12 protein-coding genes and 2 pseudogenes are annotated in these 16635 nt (G+C 68.7%); 10 read left to right on the top strand and 4 right to left on the bottom strand.

All coding sequences use genetic code 11. From position 1 onward, the window contains the following. Positions 1-5: 5 nt before the first annotated feature. Entirely contained in the window at positions 6-134 is a 129-nt protein-coding gene (locus ACRYR2_RS24320; RefSeq protein ID WP_432565537.1) for a glycerate kinase, read from the top strand. A gap of 317 nt (positions 135-451) precedes the next feature. On the opposite strand, the gene ACRYR2_RS24315 is transcribed toward ACRYR2_RS24320, so the two are convergent. Then, positions 452-598 (bottom strand): hypothetical protein, encoded by a 147-nt coding sequence (locus ACRYR2_RS24315; RefSeq protein WP_432565535.1) that lies wholly within the window; start codon positions 596-598, stop codon positions 452-454. Positions 599-1103: 505 nt separating this feature from the next. On the opposite strand from ACRYR2_RS24315, the gene ACRYR2_RS24310 reads away from it, so the two are divergent. Continuing rightward, the gene (locus ACRYR2_RS24310) at positions 1104-2117 is read left to right on the top strand and encodes a LacI family DNA-binding transcriptional regulator (RefSeq protein ID WP_432565533.1); all 1014 of its coding nucleotides are present in this window, start codon (positions 1104-1106) and stop codon (positions 2115-2117) included. Here the strand turns inward: ACRYR2_RS24310 and ACRYR2_RS24305 are convergent. Further along, a complete protein-coding gene (locus ACRYR2_RS24305; RefSeq protein WP_432565531.1) occupies positions 2114-3973 on the bottom strand; it encodes a glycoside hydrolase family 43 protein in 1860 nt (619 codons plus the stop codon). The genes ACRYR2_RS24310 and ACRYR2_RS24305 overlap by 4 nt on opposite strands. A gap of 152 nt (positions 3974-4125) precedes the next feature. Here ACRYR2_RS24305 and ACRYR2_RS24300 point away from each other — a divergent pair, with 152 nt between their 5' ends. The 4 genes from ACRYR2_RS24300 to yicI all read left to right on the top strand — a co-directional run bounded on the left by ACRYR2_RS24300 (position 4126) and on the right by yicI (position 9824). After that, positions 4126-5541 (top strand): ABC transporter substrate-binding protein, encoded by a 1416-nt coding sequence (locus ACRYR2_RS24300; protein WP_432565529.1) that lies wholly within the window; start codon positions 4126-4128, stop codon positions 5539-5541. A gap of 98 nt (positions 5542-5639) precedes the next feature. After that, positions 5640-6593 carry a carbohydrate ABC transporter permease gene (locus ACRYR2_RS24295; RefSeq protein ID WP_432565527.1) on the top strand — a complete coding sequence of 318 codons (954 nt, stop codon included), beginning with the start codon at positions 5640-5642 and terminating at the stop codon, positions 6591-6593. After that, a complete protein-coding gene (locus tag ACRYR2_RS24290) occupies positions 6590-7492 on the top strand; it encodes a carbohydrate ABC transporter permease (RefSeq protein WP_432565525.1) in 903 nt (300 codons plus the stop codon). The genes ACRYR2_RS24295 and ACRYR2_RS24290 overlap by 4 nt, the downstream gene beginning before the upstream one ends. A 7-nt stretch (positions 7493-7499) precedes the next feature. Next, positions 7500-9824 (top strand): alpha-xylosidase, encoded by a 2325-nt coding sequence (gene yicI / locus ACRYR2_RS24285; RefSeq protein ID WP_432565523.1) that lies wholly within the window; start codon positions 7500-7502, stop codon positions 9822-9824. A gap of 104 nt (positions 9825-9928) precedes the next feature. On the opposite strand, the pseudogene ACRYR2_RS24280 reads toward yicI, so the two are convergent. Further along, a pseudogene (locus ACRYR2_RS24280) lies at positions 9929-10672 on the bottom strand (IS3 family transposase); the annotation flags it as partial. Positions 10673-10743: 71 nt separating this feature from the next. Between ACRYR2_RS24280 and ACRYR2_RS24275 the strand changes: the two are divergent. Both ACRYR2_RS24275 and ACRYR2_RS24270 read left to right on the top strand, forming a co-directional pair. Further along, positions 10744-11514, top strand: coding sequence for an SDR family NAD(P)-dependent oxidoreductase (locus ACRYR2_RS24275; protein WP_432565521.1), 771 nt, complete (start codon positions 10744-10746; stop codon positions 11512-11514). Between the two features lie 599 nt (positions 11515-12113). After that, a pseudogene (locus tag ACRYR2_RS24270) lies at positions 12114-13386 on the top strand (IS256 family transposase). Positions 13387-14135: 749 nt separating this feature from the next. Here ACRYR2_RS24270 and ACRYR2_RS24265 read toward each other — a convergent pair. After that, positions 14136-14753, bottom strand: a complete 618-nt coding sequence (locus ACRYR2_RS24265) for a helix-turn-helix domain-containing protein (protein ID WP_432565519.1) — start codon at positions 14751-14753, stop codon at positions 14136-14138. A 137-nt stretch (positions 14754-14890) separates the two neighbouring features. Here ACRYR2_RS24265 and ACRYR2_RS24260 point away from each other — a divergent pair, with 137 nt between their 5' ends. After that, positions 14891-15985, top strand: coding sequence for an S-(hydroxymethyl)mycothiol dehydrogenase (locus ACRYR2_RS24260; RefSeq protein WP_432565517.1), 1095 nt, complete (start codon positions 14891-14893; stop codon positions 15983-15985). 265 nt (positions 15986-16250) lie between these two features. Further along, on the top strand, positions 16251-16635 hold a 385-nt coding region (locus ACRYR2_RS24255; protein WP_432565515.1), incomplete at its 3' end, for an IMP dehydrogenase.

Here is a 16635-nt window from a genome sequence, read left to right as displayed (position 1 = left end):
CGCGGTTGCGGCAGACCGCGCAGCTCTACCTGTCCCTGCTCCGGGTAGACGTCCGGACGGTTCCGGGAGCCGGGGCCGCCGGTGGCCTCGGAGGCGGGATCGTCGCCCTCGGCGGGCGCGTCGAGGCCATGTGACGCCGTAGCGAGCGCCGCGATGAGGTCGAGGTCGAGGTCGAGGTCGAGGTCGAGGTCGGCGGTGCGGGGCGGGGCGGGGCGTCATGGCGTGCGACGGGCCGACCGCGACGACCATCGCGTCGACCCAGTGGCGGCGACGTAGGCAGCCACCTTGGTGGGGCCAGTCCGGACGCTGGGTGACTCGGTGCCGCGGGGTGAAGCGCTAGTGGACAAGGCCAGCGAGGCGTTGGCGACGTCGAAGCCCTGCTCATGTGGATCGATCACCATCAGTGCGATGAGCAGCGCGGCGCTGGTCACCTGGTGCCCACCGTTGCCGCTCACGACTGGCGAAAGGCGAGGATGGCGGTGTTCGGGCCGCAGAAGGGTGCCGACGCCGCGACGGTGGAGGTGCTGACCGCGCGGTTGCCCGGGGCGCGCAGGGCCCGGTTGAGGTGGGCGAGGCGGTCGGCGTCGGTGCTGGCCATGTATCCGCGCCGGTCCAGGCCGTGAGACCGAGTTCGGGATGCAGCCTTCACTCTTGCAGAGTGTTCAGCAGTAGGTCCGGGTCGGCGCGTGAGCCGAGCCAGCTGCTGGGCGACACCACCGGTACCCGGTGGTCTGGCAGCAGGCGCGCAGGAAGCCTCGCCATCAGCCGTCGACTGCCCTCCATCGTCGTAGCCGCCCCCTCAGTGTGCAGTCGGCGTACAACCCGTCGGTGGAGCGGACCGCGATCGTCTCGCTGAGGGCAAGCCATCAACGGTAGCGGCGTTGGCGTCGCGGTCAGCGCCCAGAAGACCCACGGACGGGCTCTCGCAGGCCCCGGGTGGAGGAAGTCGCGGTCTCGAGCAGGGATTGCCTGCACTTCTGGATGCAAGCGCGTCGGTCCATGCCCATCGCCGTCAGATCACGGCCGAGCGTTGCGGTCTGGCACGATCCCGATCTGACACGCTGTCCTGGCTACGTAGAAATACGAGGAACGGAGGATCGGAGATGGCGAAGGCGCCGGGACTGGTCGACGTCGCGCGGCTGGCGGGTGTGTCGCACATGACCGTCTCCCGCGTCCTCAACGGTCACCCCATGGTCAAGGAGGAGACCCGCCAACGCGTCCTGGCCGCGGTGCAGCAGCTGGGCTACCGCCGCAACAGCATCGCCCGCGCTCTGCACGGCGACGTCTCCGGCACTCTTGGAGTGGTTCTGGCCGGGCAGGAGCTCTTCGAGCTGTCGAAGGTCCTGCTGGGTATCGAGACCGCCGCCAAGGACGCCGGCTACTGGGTGAACCTGGCCGCCTGGCACGGCGGCTCGGCTGCCGACCTCACCGAGACCGTCAACCGCCTCATCGACCAATCCGTGGACGGGATCGTTTTCGTCGCCGACCGGCCGATGGCGGCGGAGGCCTTGAGTAGCGTCGACAGTCGGGTGCCGGTGGCGGTGGTCATGTCCGGGGCGGTGTCCAACGAGAAGCTGGCCTCGGTCGAGATCGATCAGGTGGCCGGGGCCCGGACGTTGACGCGGCACCTTCTGGACCTGGGGCATCGGCGGATCGTCCATCTCAGCGGGCCTGCGCGGGTCTACGACGCACAGGCCCGAGTCGTCGGCTTCCGGGAGGAGATGACCGCCGCAGGCATCGCCGACCCCATGGTGCTGGAAGGGGACTTCACACCCGCAGGCGGTTACGAGCTGACCCGCCAGGTGCTGCGCACCACCGCACGACCCACCGCGATCTTCGCCGGCAACGACATGATGGCCATCGGCGCCCTCAAGGCGCTGGTGGAGGCGGGGGTGGCGGTGCCGGAGGAGGTGTCGCTGGTGGGGTTCGACGATTCCCCGGGGATGAGCCACCTCGTGCCGGCGTTGACGACGGTGCGGCAGAACTTCACCCTGCTCGGAACCACGGTCATCCAGATGCTGCTGGACATGCTGGCCGGGGTTGAGCCGACGCACCGGTTGATCCCGGCGCAGATGGTGGCCAGGGACAGCACACGCCGCGTGGCCGGTCAGCGCTAAGTCGACACGACGGGCACGGCGGGCACGGCAGGGACGGCAGGGACGGCAGGGACGGCAGGGACGGCAGGGACGGCAGGGACGATCTTGGCCGGCAGCGTGCCGATCGCGCGGTACCGGAACCGGTCGACGACGAACGTTGCACCCTCGGATCCGCTGGCGTACGGGCCAAGGTGCACGCCCAGGAAGTCACCGGCGACCTCGTTGCTCAGCGCACAGCGGGGCACGACCCCCAGTGGCTGCCAAACCTCGTGCCCGTCCCCTCGGCCCTCCGTGTGGTCCTCTCGCGCGGCGAGGGCCCAGGAGAACCGGTAAGCCTCCTCGTCCCCGTCCACGCGGATCACGACGTGGTCACCTTCGACGTCGGCCATCTGGTGAACGTGGATCTGGCTACCGGGACCTTCGTTGAGGTCCCTGTCGATGCCTCCGCTGAGATGGCTGCCCGGGGTGCTGCCGATGCCGTCGCCGGTGTCGATCCGAAACCGCACGGTCCCGTCAGCTCCGGTCTCCATCACCGCCGCCGCCCACACTCCAGGCGTGACGAACAGCGCCAGCCCCGCCCGTATTCCCGAGGGGAGGCCCGCGACGCGGCAACGGAGCTCGGCCTGGAAGTGCAGGTCTCGTTGCGGCCAGCCGAGAAATCCTGGCGTTCCCCTCGCAGCCGACAGGGTGGCCGGCCTGACCGGCAGCGCTACGGCCCCTCCTGGCTGTGGTCGTACGTCCAGGGGACCGCGGAGTGAGGAGACCTCGCGACCAGATAGGGCGATAGAACTCCAGGCATCGTCGAGGACGGTGGCGCCGCTCGTCGGGCAGGTCGCAGCCGCTGTCACCGCCGTTGCTGCTGCCGCTGTGTCTGGTGCTACACCGGTGACCATGCCCGTTCCTGGGGCGAACACCGGCCCCTCCGGGCTCCAGTCGACGGGGACGAGGAAGACCTCCCGGCCCAGGGTGTGGACGCCGCGCACGGGCCGCACGCCCAAGACCACGGCCCAGGTGCGGCCGTCCTCATCGTCGACCAGGTCGGCGTGCCCCACGTTCTGCACCGGATGGTCGGGGGAGAGGTGACGGTGGGTCAGCAGCGGACTGCGCGGGTCGGTGCGCCAGGGACCGGTGACTGCCTCGGCCCGGGCGGCGGTCACACTGTGACGGCGCTCGGTGCCGCCCTCGGCGGCCAGGAGGTGGTAGACACCGTCTCGCTTGATCAGGTGCGGCGCCTCGGCCCAGGTCCCGGTCATGGCCCCGTGCCAGATGACCGTCTCCGGTCCCACCAGGGACAGCGACTGCAGGTCCAGACGGCGCACGTAGATCTCCGCCGGCCCCGTCGCGGTCTGCACGGTGGCATCGCGGGCGGCCGCGAACCAGCAGGTTCCGTCGTCGTCGATGAACAACGACGGATCGATCCCGTCGGCTTCCAGCTGCACCGGCGCCGACCACGGACCACGCGGATCGGTCGCGGTGAACAGCAGCGTCGCTGACCCCCGGCGCTGGCGAGCCAGGGCCAGGACGACGTAGAAGACGCCCTCGTAATGGCGGATGGTGGGAGCCCAGACCCCGTCGGAGCAGTCGGTGTCGGCGAAGTCGAGGTCGCCGCAGCGCAGGTGCGCGGGGTCGGTGACGACGTGACCGACCAGTTCCCAGGTGAGCAGGTCGCGGGAGTGGTGCACGGGGACGGCGGGGAAGTAGGCGAAGGAGGAGGTGACGAGGTAGTAGTCCGCCCCGACCCGGCAGATGGAGGGGTCGGGGTGGGAGCCGGCCAGCACGGGGTTCACCGGCTGCGGGTGCTGGGTCGTCGACCCGACGGTGGCATCGGTGGTGGGTTCAGGGGTCGGGGAGTCGAGGGGGACGGCGCAGGAGGTCACGGGTTGCCTTGTCGTCGGGGAGCGCAGGTGACGGTCGGTGAAACCGTCGTCCTTGACTGATGTTCACGTGAACAGTAGCGTCTTCTTCCGGCACGCGGGAAGCGTGCATCCGGTGGCGTTGTCGCCACCGCCGGCACGTCGAGGGAGATGTGATGACCCACCAGCCCCACCCCAGCACCAGCCGCACGACGAGCAGCTCCACGCCGAACAGCCTCACGCCGAACAGCCTCACAACGGACCGGCGCTCGGCGACGTCGCGGCGTACCTTCCTGGCCGGCGCCGCGGCCACCGCCGGCTTGACCGCCACCGCGTGCAGCTCCGGGGACGACTCGGCCGCGGGCGGTTCTGACGCCGATGGCGGCCCGGTCACCTTGCAGTTCTGGACCTACTCCCTCAAGGGCGGTGACCCGTCCGCCCAGGCCATCGTCGAGCGCTACCACGAGCTCAACCCCGACGTCACCGTCAAGCTCTCCGAAGTCGGCGGTACCCCCGAGACCGCCTCCAAGCTGCTGGCCGCCGACCGTGCCGACACCGCTCCCGACGTCGTGCAGATCGAGTACCGCGCCCTGCCCGCCCTCGTCGTGGCCGGGGTCGTCTCCGACCTCACCGAGCAGGTGTCCTCGGCCAAGGCCGGCGCGGAGGACAACATCTGGTCGCTGTGCACTCTGGATGACACCGTTTACGGCGTGCCGCAGGACATCGGCCCGATGATGTTCACCTACCGCAAGGACCTCTTCGACCAGTACGGTGTCGCGGTTCCCACCACGTGGGCCGAGTACGCCGCCGCCGCCGAGGCCATCCACACCGCCGACCCCAGCGTCTACATCGCCAGCTTCGCCGCCACCCAGTTCGAATTCTTCGCCGCGCACGCCGCCCAGGCCGGGGCGAAGTGGTGGTCCAACGACGGCGAAACCTGGACGGTGAACCTCACTGACGAGGCCTCACTGGCCACCGCAGATTTTTGGCAAGACCTCGTCCGTCGCGACCTGGTGACCGTCCAGCCGCTGCTGACTCCGGAGTGGAACGCCCAGGTCAACGCCGGGAAGATCCTCAGCTGGGCTGCCGCGGCCTGGGCCCCCAGCGTCTTGTACTCCGTCGCCCCCGACACCGCCGGGAAGTGGGAGTCGGCACCCCTGCCGCAGTGGACGCCGGGTGAGTCGGCTGTTCCCTTCCTCGGCGGGTCCACCTACCTGGTGCCGGCCAAGTCCCAGCACGCCGAGGCGGCCGCGAAGTTCGCCGCCTGGCTGGGGGCCTCGGAGGAAGGCTCGAAGCTGCTGCTCACCTTGGACATCTACCCCGGCGGCAACGGCGGACGCGAAGCCACCCTGCAGTCCGACCCGCCGCGCCTGATGCCGCAGCAGACGAACTTCTACGAAATCGCCGACCAGGTCATCGACGACACGACCATCGCCCAGACCTGGGGCCCCAACGTCAACGTCGCCACCTCCACCTTCGGCGACGCCCTCAACGAGGCCGCCCTGGGCGGTGGATCGTTCCGCGACGTCTACGCCCGCACCCAGGAGGCGATCATCGCCGACCTGAAGAAGTCCGGCTTCACCGTCGCCTGAGTGGCTTACCTCTGGCGTTCTCACCTCCTCGTTCCCGCATTCCCTCCCGTATCCCCCTCCCGCACCGGCCGCATCCAGCGCTTGAGAGAAGATGGCCCATGACCCTCCTGCAGCAACCCGCCCCCGCAGCGGCGTCGCGGCGCCCGCGCCGACCATCGCTTCCGCGTGCGGTGGCGCCGTGGGCGTTCGTCGCGCCGGCAGCGGTCTTCTTCACCCTGTTCCTGCTGCTACCCATCGCCTATGCGTTGTGGCTGAGCTTTCGCGGCTACCGCGTCAGTGGCGGCGGCGCCTTCGGACGCCGGGTGGAGGGGTTCGTCGGGCTAGAGAACTACACCAGCGCCCTGACCGATCCGGAGTTCCTCGCCGGCCTGGGCCGGGTCCTGATCTACGGCTGCATCTCGATTCCGCTGGTCCTGGGTTTCGCTCTGCTCTTCGCCCTGCTGCTGGACACTCCCGCGGTGCGGGCCCGCAGCTTCTCCCGCACCGCGATCTTCATGCCCTACGCGGTGCCCGGCGTCATCGCGACCCTGCTGTGGGGGTTCATGTACCTGCCCAGCACCAGCCCGATCAACTACATCGCCACCTGGCTGGGCGCCGGCCCGCTGGACTTCCTGTCCACCCCCTTCCTGTACTTCTCCATGGCCAACATCGCCCTGTGGTCCGGTGTCGGCTTCAACATGATCGTGATCTACACGTCCTTGCGCTCCATCCCCACCGAGATCTACGAAGCCGCCCGTCTTGACGGCGCCAGCGAACGTCAGATCGCCCTGCGCATCAAGGTGCCCCTGGTCGCCCCGGCCCTGGTGCTGACCGGGCTGTTCTCGGTCATCGGCACCTTCCAGCTCTACAGCGAACCGGCCACCCTGCGTCCCTTCACCTCGACCATCTCCTCCACGTGGGTGCCGCTGATGAAGATCTACCAAGAGGCCTTCGACAACGACAACCTCGGCGGAGCGGCCGCGGCCTCGGTGGTTCTGGCGGTGGGCACGCTGCTGCTGTCCACCGTCGTCCTGCGCTTCTTCCAGCGCACCACCTTCGGAGGCGACCGATGAGTATCCAGACCGTCCCGCCGCGCACCGGCGCCAACCGCCCGCCGCGCCCCACCCGGCCCCGAGCTCTGCGCCGCAACGGGGGCGGTCCGGCCACCGTGGTGCTGCTGCTGGGCGCGGTGTACTGCCTGATCCCCGTGGCCTGGGTCGTCGTCGCCTCTTCCAAGGCGCCTCGGGAGCTGTTCACCACCTTCTCCTTCGCGCCGGGAACCTCGCTGCTGGACAACATTGCCGCGCTGAGCGGCTATGCCGGGGGTCAGTTCTGGCAGTGGGCGGCCAACAGCCTCCTGTACGCCGGCCTCGGTGCGTTCTTGTCCACCCTGGTCTCGGCCATGGCCGGCTACGGGCTGGCCAAGTTCCGCTTCCGCGGCCGCGAGGCCCTCTTCGCGGTCGTCCTGGCCGGTGTCCTCGTGCCCGGCATCGTCGTCGCCGTCCCGCAGTACCTGCTGATGGCCGCCCTGGGCCTGGCCGGTACCTACTGGTCGGTCCTGCTGCCGGTCATCATCAACCCTTTCGGCATCTTCCTGGCCCGTGTCTTCTGCGCCGCCTCCATCCCCGATGAGACCCTCGAAGCCGCCCGCATCGATGGGGCCGGGGAGACGCGGATCTTCGCCTCCATCGCCTTGCCGATGATGGTGCAGGGCTTGGTGACCGTCTTCCTGCTGCAGTTCGTCGGCATCTGGAACAACTTCCTGCTGCCCTTCATCATGCTCTCGGACCAAGACAAGTACCCCATGACCTTGGGTCTGTACTCCTTCTTGTCCAAGGGGGCCGGCGACACCGACCTGTACCCCCTCATCGTCACCGGCTCGGCGGTCTCGGTCATCCCGCTCATCGCCCTCATCCTGGTACTGCAGCGGTACTGGCGCACCGACCTGCTCGCCGGCGGACTGAAAGGCTGATCCTGCTGTGAAGTTCACCGACGGCTACTGGATGACCCGCACCGGGCTCGACGTCCAGCACGCCGCCCAGGCCTACGACCTCAGCGTCCAGACCGGCCCGGCCGGTGAGCAGTTGGTGGTGCACGCCCCCACCAAGGTCATCGCCTCCCGCGGTGACACGCTGAACCGGACCCTCCTGACCGTGGTCTTCGACAGCCCCGCCGAAGGCGTCATCCGCACCCGCATCAGCCACCACGACGGCGCCTTGCCCGCCCGCCCGTCTTTCGCCCTGAACTCCGACGGCGACGGCGACGGCGGTCCCGGCGGCGGGGCGCAGGTGAGCGTGGACGACGACGGTGGCGTGCTACGCAGCGGCGACCTGCAGGTACGCATCACCCGCGGCGCGCCCTGGTCGGTGCAGTTCAGCGACTCCCGCGGGCTCCTGACCACCAGCCTGCCCAAGAGCGTGGGCCTGGTCACCGACGCCGAGGGCCGCACGTTCGTGCACGAGCAGCTGAGCCTGTCGGTGGGGGAGACCATCCACGGGCTGGGCGAGCGCTTTGGCCCGGTGGTCAAGAACGGGCAGGTCATCGACGTCTGGAACGCCGACGGCGGCACCTCCAGTGAGCAGGCCTACAAGAACGTCCCCTTCTACCTCTCCAGCCGTGGTTACGGCGTCTTCGTCGACGAACCGGGCCCGGTGTCCTTCGAGGTGGCCTCCGAAGTCGTCTCCCGCACTCAGTTCAGCATCGAAGGCCAGTCGCTGACCTACCACGTCATCGCCGGCCCCACCCCGCTGGAGGTGCTGCGCCGCTACACCGGGCTGACCGGCCGACCGCCACGCATCCCCGACTGGTCCTTCGGGCTGTGGCTGTCGACGTCGTTCACCACCAACTACGACGAGGCCACCGTCATGTCGTTCATCGACGGCATGGCCGAACGCCACCTGCCGCTGAGCGTCTTCCACTTCGACTGCTTCTGGATGCGCGAGTTCAACTGGACCGACTTCGAGTGGGACCCGCGCACCTTCCCCGACCCGCAAGGCATGCTGGCCCGCCTGCACCAGCGGGGTCTGAAGGTGTGCGTGTGGATCAACCCCTACATCGCCCAGCGTTCCCCCCTGTTCGCCGAGGCCGCCGCGCAGGGGTTCCTGCTCAGGCGCACCGATGGCAGCGTGTGGCAGACCGACATGTGGCAAGCCGGGATGGGCATCGTCGACTTCACCAATCCCGCCGCCCGCGACTGGTTCGCCGCCCACCTGCGCCGGCTGCAGGACATGGGCGTGGACTCCTTCAAGACTGACTTCGGCGAGCGCATCCCCGCCGAGGGCGTGACCTGGTTCGACGGCTCGGACCCCCAGCGCATGCACAACCACTACGCCCAGCAGTACAACGACTGCGTCTTTACCGCGCTGCGCGAGCACCGCGGGGACGGTGAGGCGGTCGTCTTCGCTCGCAGCGCCACCACCGGCGGTCAGCAGTTCCCCGTGCACTGGGGCGGGGACTGCTACTCCACCTTCGAAGCCATGGCCGAAACGCTGCGCGGTGGCCTGTCCCTGGCCGCCAGCGGATTCGCCTTCTGGAGCCACGACATCGGCGGCTTCGAAGGCAACCCCGACCCGGCGGTGTTCAAGCGGTGGGTGGCGTTCGGATTGCTGTCCTCCCACAGCCGGCTGCACGGCTCCAGCTCCTACCGCGTCCCGTGGGCCTTCGACGAGGAAGCCGTCGAGGTCGCCCGCCGCTTCACCCAGCTGAAGATGCAGCTGATGCCCTACCTCGCCCAGCTGGCCCGTCAGGCGCACACCAGTGGCGCGCCGATGCTGCGGCCGATGTTCCTGGAGTTCCCCGACGACCGCGCCACCGCCCACCTGGATACCCAGTACATGCTGGGGCCCTCTGTGCTGGTCGCCCCGGTCTTCTCCGCCGACGGGGTCGTCGAGTACTACCTGCCGCCAGGGACCTGGCACCACCTGCTGACGGGGGAGGCGGTCGAGGGTGGGGGGTGGCGCCGGGAGCGCCACGCCTTCGACTCCCTGCCGCTGCTGGTGCGCCCCGGCACCGTCCTACCGGTCGGGGCGCGCAGCGACCGTCCCGACTATGACTACCCCGACGGGGTCACTCTGCGCTGCTACGGCCTGGCCGACGGCGCCAGCACCACCGTCGAGGTTCCCCGCATCGGCGACGCACCCGCGGTCACAGTCGTGGTCACCCGGGCCGGCTCCACCGTCCGGGCCGCAATCCAGAACCAGCCCTCGATCGGGGAGTGGGCTGTGGAGGTCGTGGGTGAGTCGCCGGCCGTCGTGCGTGGCTCGGTGGGCACCAACACGCTTGAGGTCGACCTGCAGGCGCGGTAGCCACTTCCTGCGTCCGAGCCACGACGTTCAGTTGCGGTCGCGGTGGAAGCAGCGCACCGCAACCAGCGGGGCCGGCCTGAAGCGTCACGGCTTCTCTGCCGTCTTCATGTGGGACACCGCTCGGGGATGGAGTCGCTGAGGTCAGCGTAGTGGGCGCCCTCCGCCTCGGCCGGTGGACGATAACCCAGCCGAGGATGCAGGCGGGCGTTGTTCCACCACTCCACCCACGTCGCGGTGGCGTACTCAACATCGGACAAGGTCTTCAAGGGCCCACCGTGGAAGGGCCCCGGGCGGATGCACTCGGTCTTGTACAGACCGATCACCGTCTCCATCAGCGCATTGTCGTACGCGTCACCGACCGAACCGATCGAGGCCGCGAAACCCTCGATGGCCAGGTACTCGGTCAGCCTCAAACTCGTGTATTGCGACCCGGCATCGGAGTGCATGATCAAGCCGGGCGGCACCGGGGTCCCGGCATGCTCGCGTCCCCAGGTCGCCATCCGCAGGCAGGTCAGGACCAGGTCGGTGTGCTTGGAAGTCATCGCGTGCCAGCCCACGATCCGCTGGGCGAACACATCCACGATGAAGGCGACGTAGACGAACCCCGCCCACGTCCGGACATACGTGAAGTCGGCGACCCAGACGAGGTTCGGTGCCGGCGCGGTGAACTGCCGGTTCAGCAGGTCCCCGGCCCGCACCCCGTCCTTGCCGGGGATGGTGGTGCGGACCTTCCTGGCCCGCCGGGCCCCGTTCATGCCTTCTGCGCGCATCAACCGGTCTACGGTGCAGTGCGCCACGGCCAGGCCGGCCCGACGCAGGTGGGCGACCATCTTGCGACGTCCGTACAGCTGCCGGGTGAGGAGGCCGAGTACAATGTACGTCACGTGTCGGATACATTCGCATCAACGTGGAGGACGTCATGACGTACCCGGTACTCGAGGGCAAGGCCGCGATCATCACTGGAGCAGCGATGGGGATGGGCAGGGCTACCGCGGAATTGTTCGCCGAGGCCCGCGCCAAGGTCGTCGTCGCTGACTTCAACGAGGAACTGGGTCGCGAGACGGTGGCCAGCATCCAGGACGCCGGAGGGGACGCGTTCTTCGTGGCCGTCGACGTCTCGAACTCCCAGCAGGTGCAGGCGATGGTCGCCTCGACCGTTGAGCACTACGGCCGCCTCGACGTGGCGGTTAACAACGCGGCGATCAAGCCTGATAACGCCCTCGTCTCGGAATTCGACGAGGACTACTGGGACCGGCTCATGTCGATCGACCTTAAGGGCACGGCGCTCTGCCTGAAGTACGAGCTGCGCCAGATGCTCGCCCAGGGCGGCGGCGGCTCGATCGTCAACATCTCCTCCGTCAGCGGGTACCGCCCGCAAGGGTTCGACGCCGCCTACGTCTCTGCCAAGCACGCCGTCCGCGGTCTCACCAAGGTCGCCGCGCTGGAGAACGGCTCGCACGGCATCCGGGTGAACTCGGTGGCGCCGGGCGCGATCGACACCCCGATGATCCGCGCTGCCCTGGCCGAGACCGGTCAGACCGAGGCCGAGTTCGCCCCGAAACTGTCGGTGCTGAACCGCTTCGGGCAGCCCCGCGAGGTCGCCCAAGCCAGCCTGTGGCTGTGCTCGGACGCCTCCAGTTACGTGACCGGGGCGACGTACCCCGTTGACGCGGGGTACACCAACCGCTGACAGCGCGTTCAGCGATGCGAAGCAGTCGTGCCATGTCGGCTGAGCGAGGATTGCTGCACGGGTAGGTGACGGCGCCCCTTTAGTTGTTCGACCTTATGGGGCGTCGTTAGTGAAACTTTGTCAATAGCGGCGTGATCAACCGCTGCCTCCCGCGATCGAAGGCGTTGGGCACGTAGGGCCTGGCCGGTCACGATGGTGGCGACCAAGCTCAACCGCCATGCCCGTCAGGACCCTACGAGCTCTCCTGTCGTGCCAGCCTCGACGTCTCCCGCGACCTTGCCCAGGCCGTGGCCCGTCTGCTCTCCGCTTCCCGTGCCCGGATTGGTACCCGGCGGGGACGCCGGTCGCTGGGCTGCTTCGCCCAGGCGCTGCTGCTGCGCTTCATGCGCCAGCGTACGGCGATCGCTGACCTACCCGAGACAACGTTGTCAGCCTCAAGATGGCCTACCGCTACTGCACGACGGGGTGAGTCCCTTGGAGTGGTGTAACTCGGCCCCAGCCGCCTGGACCGGCCCGGCGTGTCCGGACAGCAGGTGAGGGCCACCGCGTGAAGCTCTGCGAGTACCCGCCAAGGAACTCGTAGAAGAAGGATCAACGCGATGGCCCTCGAGGACCAGTCTGCCCTGTCCACCCTGCTCGACGCACTGAGCACCGCCGAGGACGGCCAGCTGATGCGCCGGCTCCTGCAAGGAGCCCTGCAGGCCCTTATCGATGCCGAGGCCGAAGCTCACATCGGCGCCGGCCTGCACGAACGCACCACCACTCGCACGACTCACCGCAACGGCACCCGCGACCGGCTGGTGGCCACCACCGCCGGCGACGTGCAGGTGAAGATTCCCAAGACCAGGACGGGCTCGTTCTTCCCACCTTGCTGGCCCCGCGCCGGCGGATCGACCGGGCTCTGCATGCGGTGGTGATGGAGGCCTACGTCCACGGCGTCTCCACCCGCAAGGTCGACGACCTGGTCGAGGCCCTGGGCGTGGAGTCGGGGATCTCCAAGAGCGAGGTGTCCCGGATCTGCGTCGACCTGGACGGCGAGGTCGAGGCGTTCCGCACCCGGCCGCTGGAGGCGCAGCCGACCCCGTACGTGTTCCTCGACGCGACCTACTGCAAGGCCCGCATCCGCGGCCGGGTGGTGTCCCAGGCGGTCGTCATCGCCACCGGCGTGACCGCCGACGGGCATCGGGAAGTGCTGGGCTGCAACGTCGGCGACGCCGAGACGTTGGACTTCTGGAAGTCCTTCCTCGGCTCGTTGCGCGATCGCGGCCTGCACGGGGTGCAGTTGGTGATCTCCGATCAGCACCGCGGACTCGTCTCGGCGATCGAGCAGACGATGGCCGGCGCCAGCTGGCAACGATGCCGAGTGCACTTCATGCGCAATGTGCTCTCGAAGGTTGCCAAGGGTCAGTCCGATGCGGTCGCGGCGATGGTCCGCACCATCTTCGTGCAGCCCTCCGCCGACGCTGTCACCGAGCAGGTCCGGGTCGTGGCCGACAGCCTGCGGGCCAAGTTCCCCGCCGTCGCGGACATGCTCGATGAGGCCGGCCCAGACGTCACGGCGTTCGCGGTGTTCCCCGAGGCCCACTGGCGCAAGATCTGGTCGACCAACCCGCTGGAACGCCTGAACCGGGAGGTCAACGCCGCACCGACGTCGTCGGCATCTTCCCCAACGCCCAGGCCCTGCTGCGGCTGGCCGGTTGCGTCCTGATCGAGGCGCACGATGAGTGGCAGTCCGGGGAGCGGTGCTACCTGTCGGAGTCCTCGATGGCGCTGCCGGCACCCCCCGAGCCGACCGTCTTGCCGACGCCCGCGCTGCGCGCGGACGCCGGCACGGACACTGCGCTCGACACCACCACCGCGCTCACGGCATAGTCCAAACCCGCAGCGCTTCGCGCGCGACGAGTTACACCACTCCCAGGGACGTCATCCATGAATGACGTGGGCGTCGGAGACCGTGCGTGCTGCCGGAGGCTGGCCCTGCTTCTAGGCCCGGTAGGTCCTCGCGGCGACCTGGCAACCGTGCTCGCTGAGCACGGCGCAGGCCGACTCGACCGCGAAGCCCTTTTCTCTCATCTGATCGATGGCCTGCACGATCAGCGTTGGCGCGGTGGGGCACCTCCCGCTCGCGGGGGACGAGCTGCCGCGCGAAGAAGATCGAGGCCGAACGCAAGATCTCGTTGGCCTCGCGCAGGCGCTTGTTCTCCGCCTTCAGCGCCTTGATCTCCTCGCTCTCAGTGCTGCTGAGCCCGGGCTTGGCGCCGGCATCGATCGGGGCTTGGTTGACTCAGCGTTGCAGGCTGGCGCGGGAGACCCCGAGGCGTTCGCTGATGGCTAGGCACGCCGCACGCAGCGAGGGGTAGTCGCCTTGGTGGCCTTGGACCGGCCTCGTCCTCGCTGGCCATCACCGGATCGCCACCTCAGTCCCTGACCTTCACCAATGTCCCCACGGCCGGAATCTTGGAGGCCGCGAGCAGACGCGGGACTACCGCACGTCCACCACGAGGAGCGCCAGGTCAGAGCCCATCTAAGGCCTCAACCAACGCCTCACGAAAGACCGAGGCTAGTTCCCCAGTGTCTCTAGTTCGGCGCAGCAGCTACCTCACGGCACTACTGACAAAACGTCAGTGCAGCGTCAGCGTTTCTTCAGGGTTCGCATGGAACTCGCTTTCTGCCGACAAGGAGTCGGCGCAAATAAGGATGATCCGCGCCAAAAGGTCGCCATCGTTTCGCCACCGGTGCGGAGTTGAGGTGTCAATCACGAGAGCACCACCCGCCGGAAGCGCATGCCGGACACCGTGAGTGTTCTCCCAACTGGGCCGCCCCTCCATCGCAACAGCAACCTCCTCCCCCGAGTGATTGAACCAGCCATCCTCCGCGGTCTTGGGGGCGATAGTGATCTCGTGGACATGCAAACCGCGGCCCGAACCGCCAGCGAGTACACGCTGCGTCGTGCCCGCCGAACCGGTAGGCATGCTCAGCGAGGAGTCAGGTACTGAACTGAGGTCTGGCAGCAGCTTCGAAGCAGTGATTCCAAGTGCAGCTGCGAGCCGATACAGACTCGGGATGCTCGGCAAGAGATCGCCATGTTCTAGTTGCGAAACGTAGGGTTGCGAGACCTCGGCTCTGCGCGCCAACTCGCGCATGGTCAAGCCTTGGTTCGTGCGGTAGGTCCGGACGCGCGCTCCGATCTGCGCTGCAGGCGTTGCCTGGTCCCCGTCAGCCCGTGTCTGTCTGCTCACACCTAAGTCTCACACGAGCCTTGTTGCGGCTCTGGCGCGTCCTCCTCGTCTTGGCAGAGCAGTGTTAACACGCTTGAAATAAGTGTCACTTATCATCATAGGACTGCCAGCCCACGCATGTTCGGAGGGACCTACGCATGGCCTGGACCGTTCCCGCTGTGATCTCGCGCGCCAAGGGCGCCCCCGTCGAGACCGTCGACATCGTCGTGCCCGACCCGATCGCCGGGGAGGTCGTCGTCGACGTCGCCGCGTGCGGGGTGTGCCACACCGACCTGCACTACCGCGAGGGCGGCATCACCGACGACTACCCCTTCCTGCTGGGCCACGAGGCCGCCGGCACGGTCTCGGCGGTCGGTGAGGGCGTGACCAACGTCGCCGTGGGCGACACCGTGGTGCTGAACTGGCGTGCGGTGTGCGGGCAGTGCCGGGCCTGCAAGCGGGGCCGGCCGCAGTACTGCTTCGCCACCCACAACGCGAAGCAGAAGATGACGCTGACCGACGGCACCGAGCTGACCCCGGCCCTGGGCATCGGCGCCTTCGCGGCCAAGACCCTCGTGGCCGCCGGGCAGGCCACCAAGGTCGACCCGTCGGTGGACCCGGCCGTGGCGGGCCTGCTGGGCTGCGGGGTGATGGCCGGCATCGGCGCGGCGGTCAACACCGCCCCGGTCCAGCGCGGGGACACCGTGGCCGTCATCGGCTGCGGCGGCGTGGGTTGTGCGGCGGTGGCCGGTGCGGTGCTGGCCGGGGCCCGGCGCATCATCGCCATCGACATCGACGACAAGAAGCTGGCGTGGGCCAAGCAGCTGGGCGCCACCCACACCATCAACAGCAAGGGCCTGGACGAGGACGGCGTCGTGGCGGCGATCGCCGAGCTGACCGACTCCTTCGGCGCCGACGTCGTCATCGACGCCGTCGGGCGGCCCGAGACGTGGCGGCAGGCCTTCTACGGCCGCGACCTGGCCGGCACCGTCGTGCTGGTCGGCGTCCCCACGCCGGAGATGACCCTGCAGGTGCCGCTGGCCGACGTCTTCGGCCGCGGTGGGGCGTTGAAGTCGTCCTGGTACGGCGACTGCCTGCCCGAACGCGACTTCCCCCAGCTGCTGGAGCTGCACGCGAACGGCCGGCTGCCGCTGGAGGCGTTCGTCTCCGAGCGCATCGGCCTGGGCGAGGTCGAGCAGGCCTTCGCCACCATGAAGTCCGGCGACGTCCTGCGCTCGGTCGTGGTCCTGTGAACGCGCAGCGGCCGCTAGTGACAACCGAGCGCCACATACCTCACCCGTCAGCTCTGCGAAGACACTTCCGTCGAATCCTCGAGCAATTCATGGCGCAGGAGTTCGAGTACTCCGCAGCCGGCATGCCCACCGCACCAGGACACGTATCTCCCTGGGCCTGGGACGGTCTGGCTGCGCAGCAGGCCCGACTCCTGTACCCACGGGAAAGCGACAGCTCTGCTGTAAACCCCGTCGGTAAAGAATACTGAGAGAACGGGTCAACCACATGCGTTTCCTCGACGGTCAGCAGCCCCGGCACGACCTCACCTACAACGACGTGTTCCTGGCCCCCTCGCGCTCGGCCGTCACGTCCCGGCTCGACGTGGACCTGTCCACCGGGGACGGCACCGGCACGACGGTCCCGGTGGTGGTCGCGAACATGACGGCCGTCTCGGGCCGGCGGATGGCCGAGACGATCGCCCGCCGCGGCGGGATGGCGGTGCTGCCGCAGGACCTGCCGCTCGACGTCGTCGCCGAGGTCGTGGCGTGGGTCAAGGGCCGGCACCCGGTGTTCGAGACGCCGGTGGTGCTGCACGAGCACGACACCGTCGCCGACGCGCTGAACCTCATCCCCAAGCGCTCGCACGAGGCGGCCGTCGTCCTGGACGCCG

The organism is Kineococcus deserti, assembly GCF_050871945.1.
Lineage (GTDB): Bacteria > Actinomycetota > Actinomycetes > Actinomycetales > Kineococcaceae > Kineococcus.
Note: the sequence above shows the minus strand (reverse complement) of the source record. Positions and strands in the feature narration are given on the sequence as shown.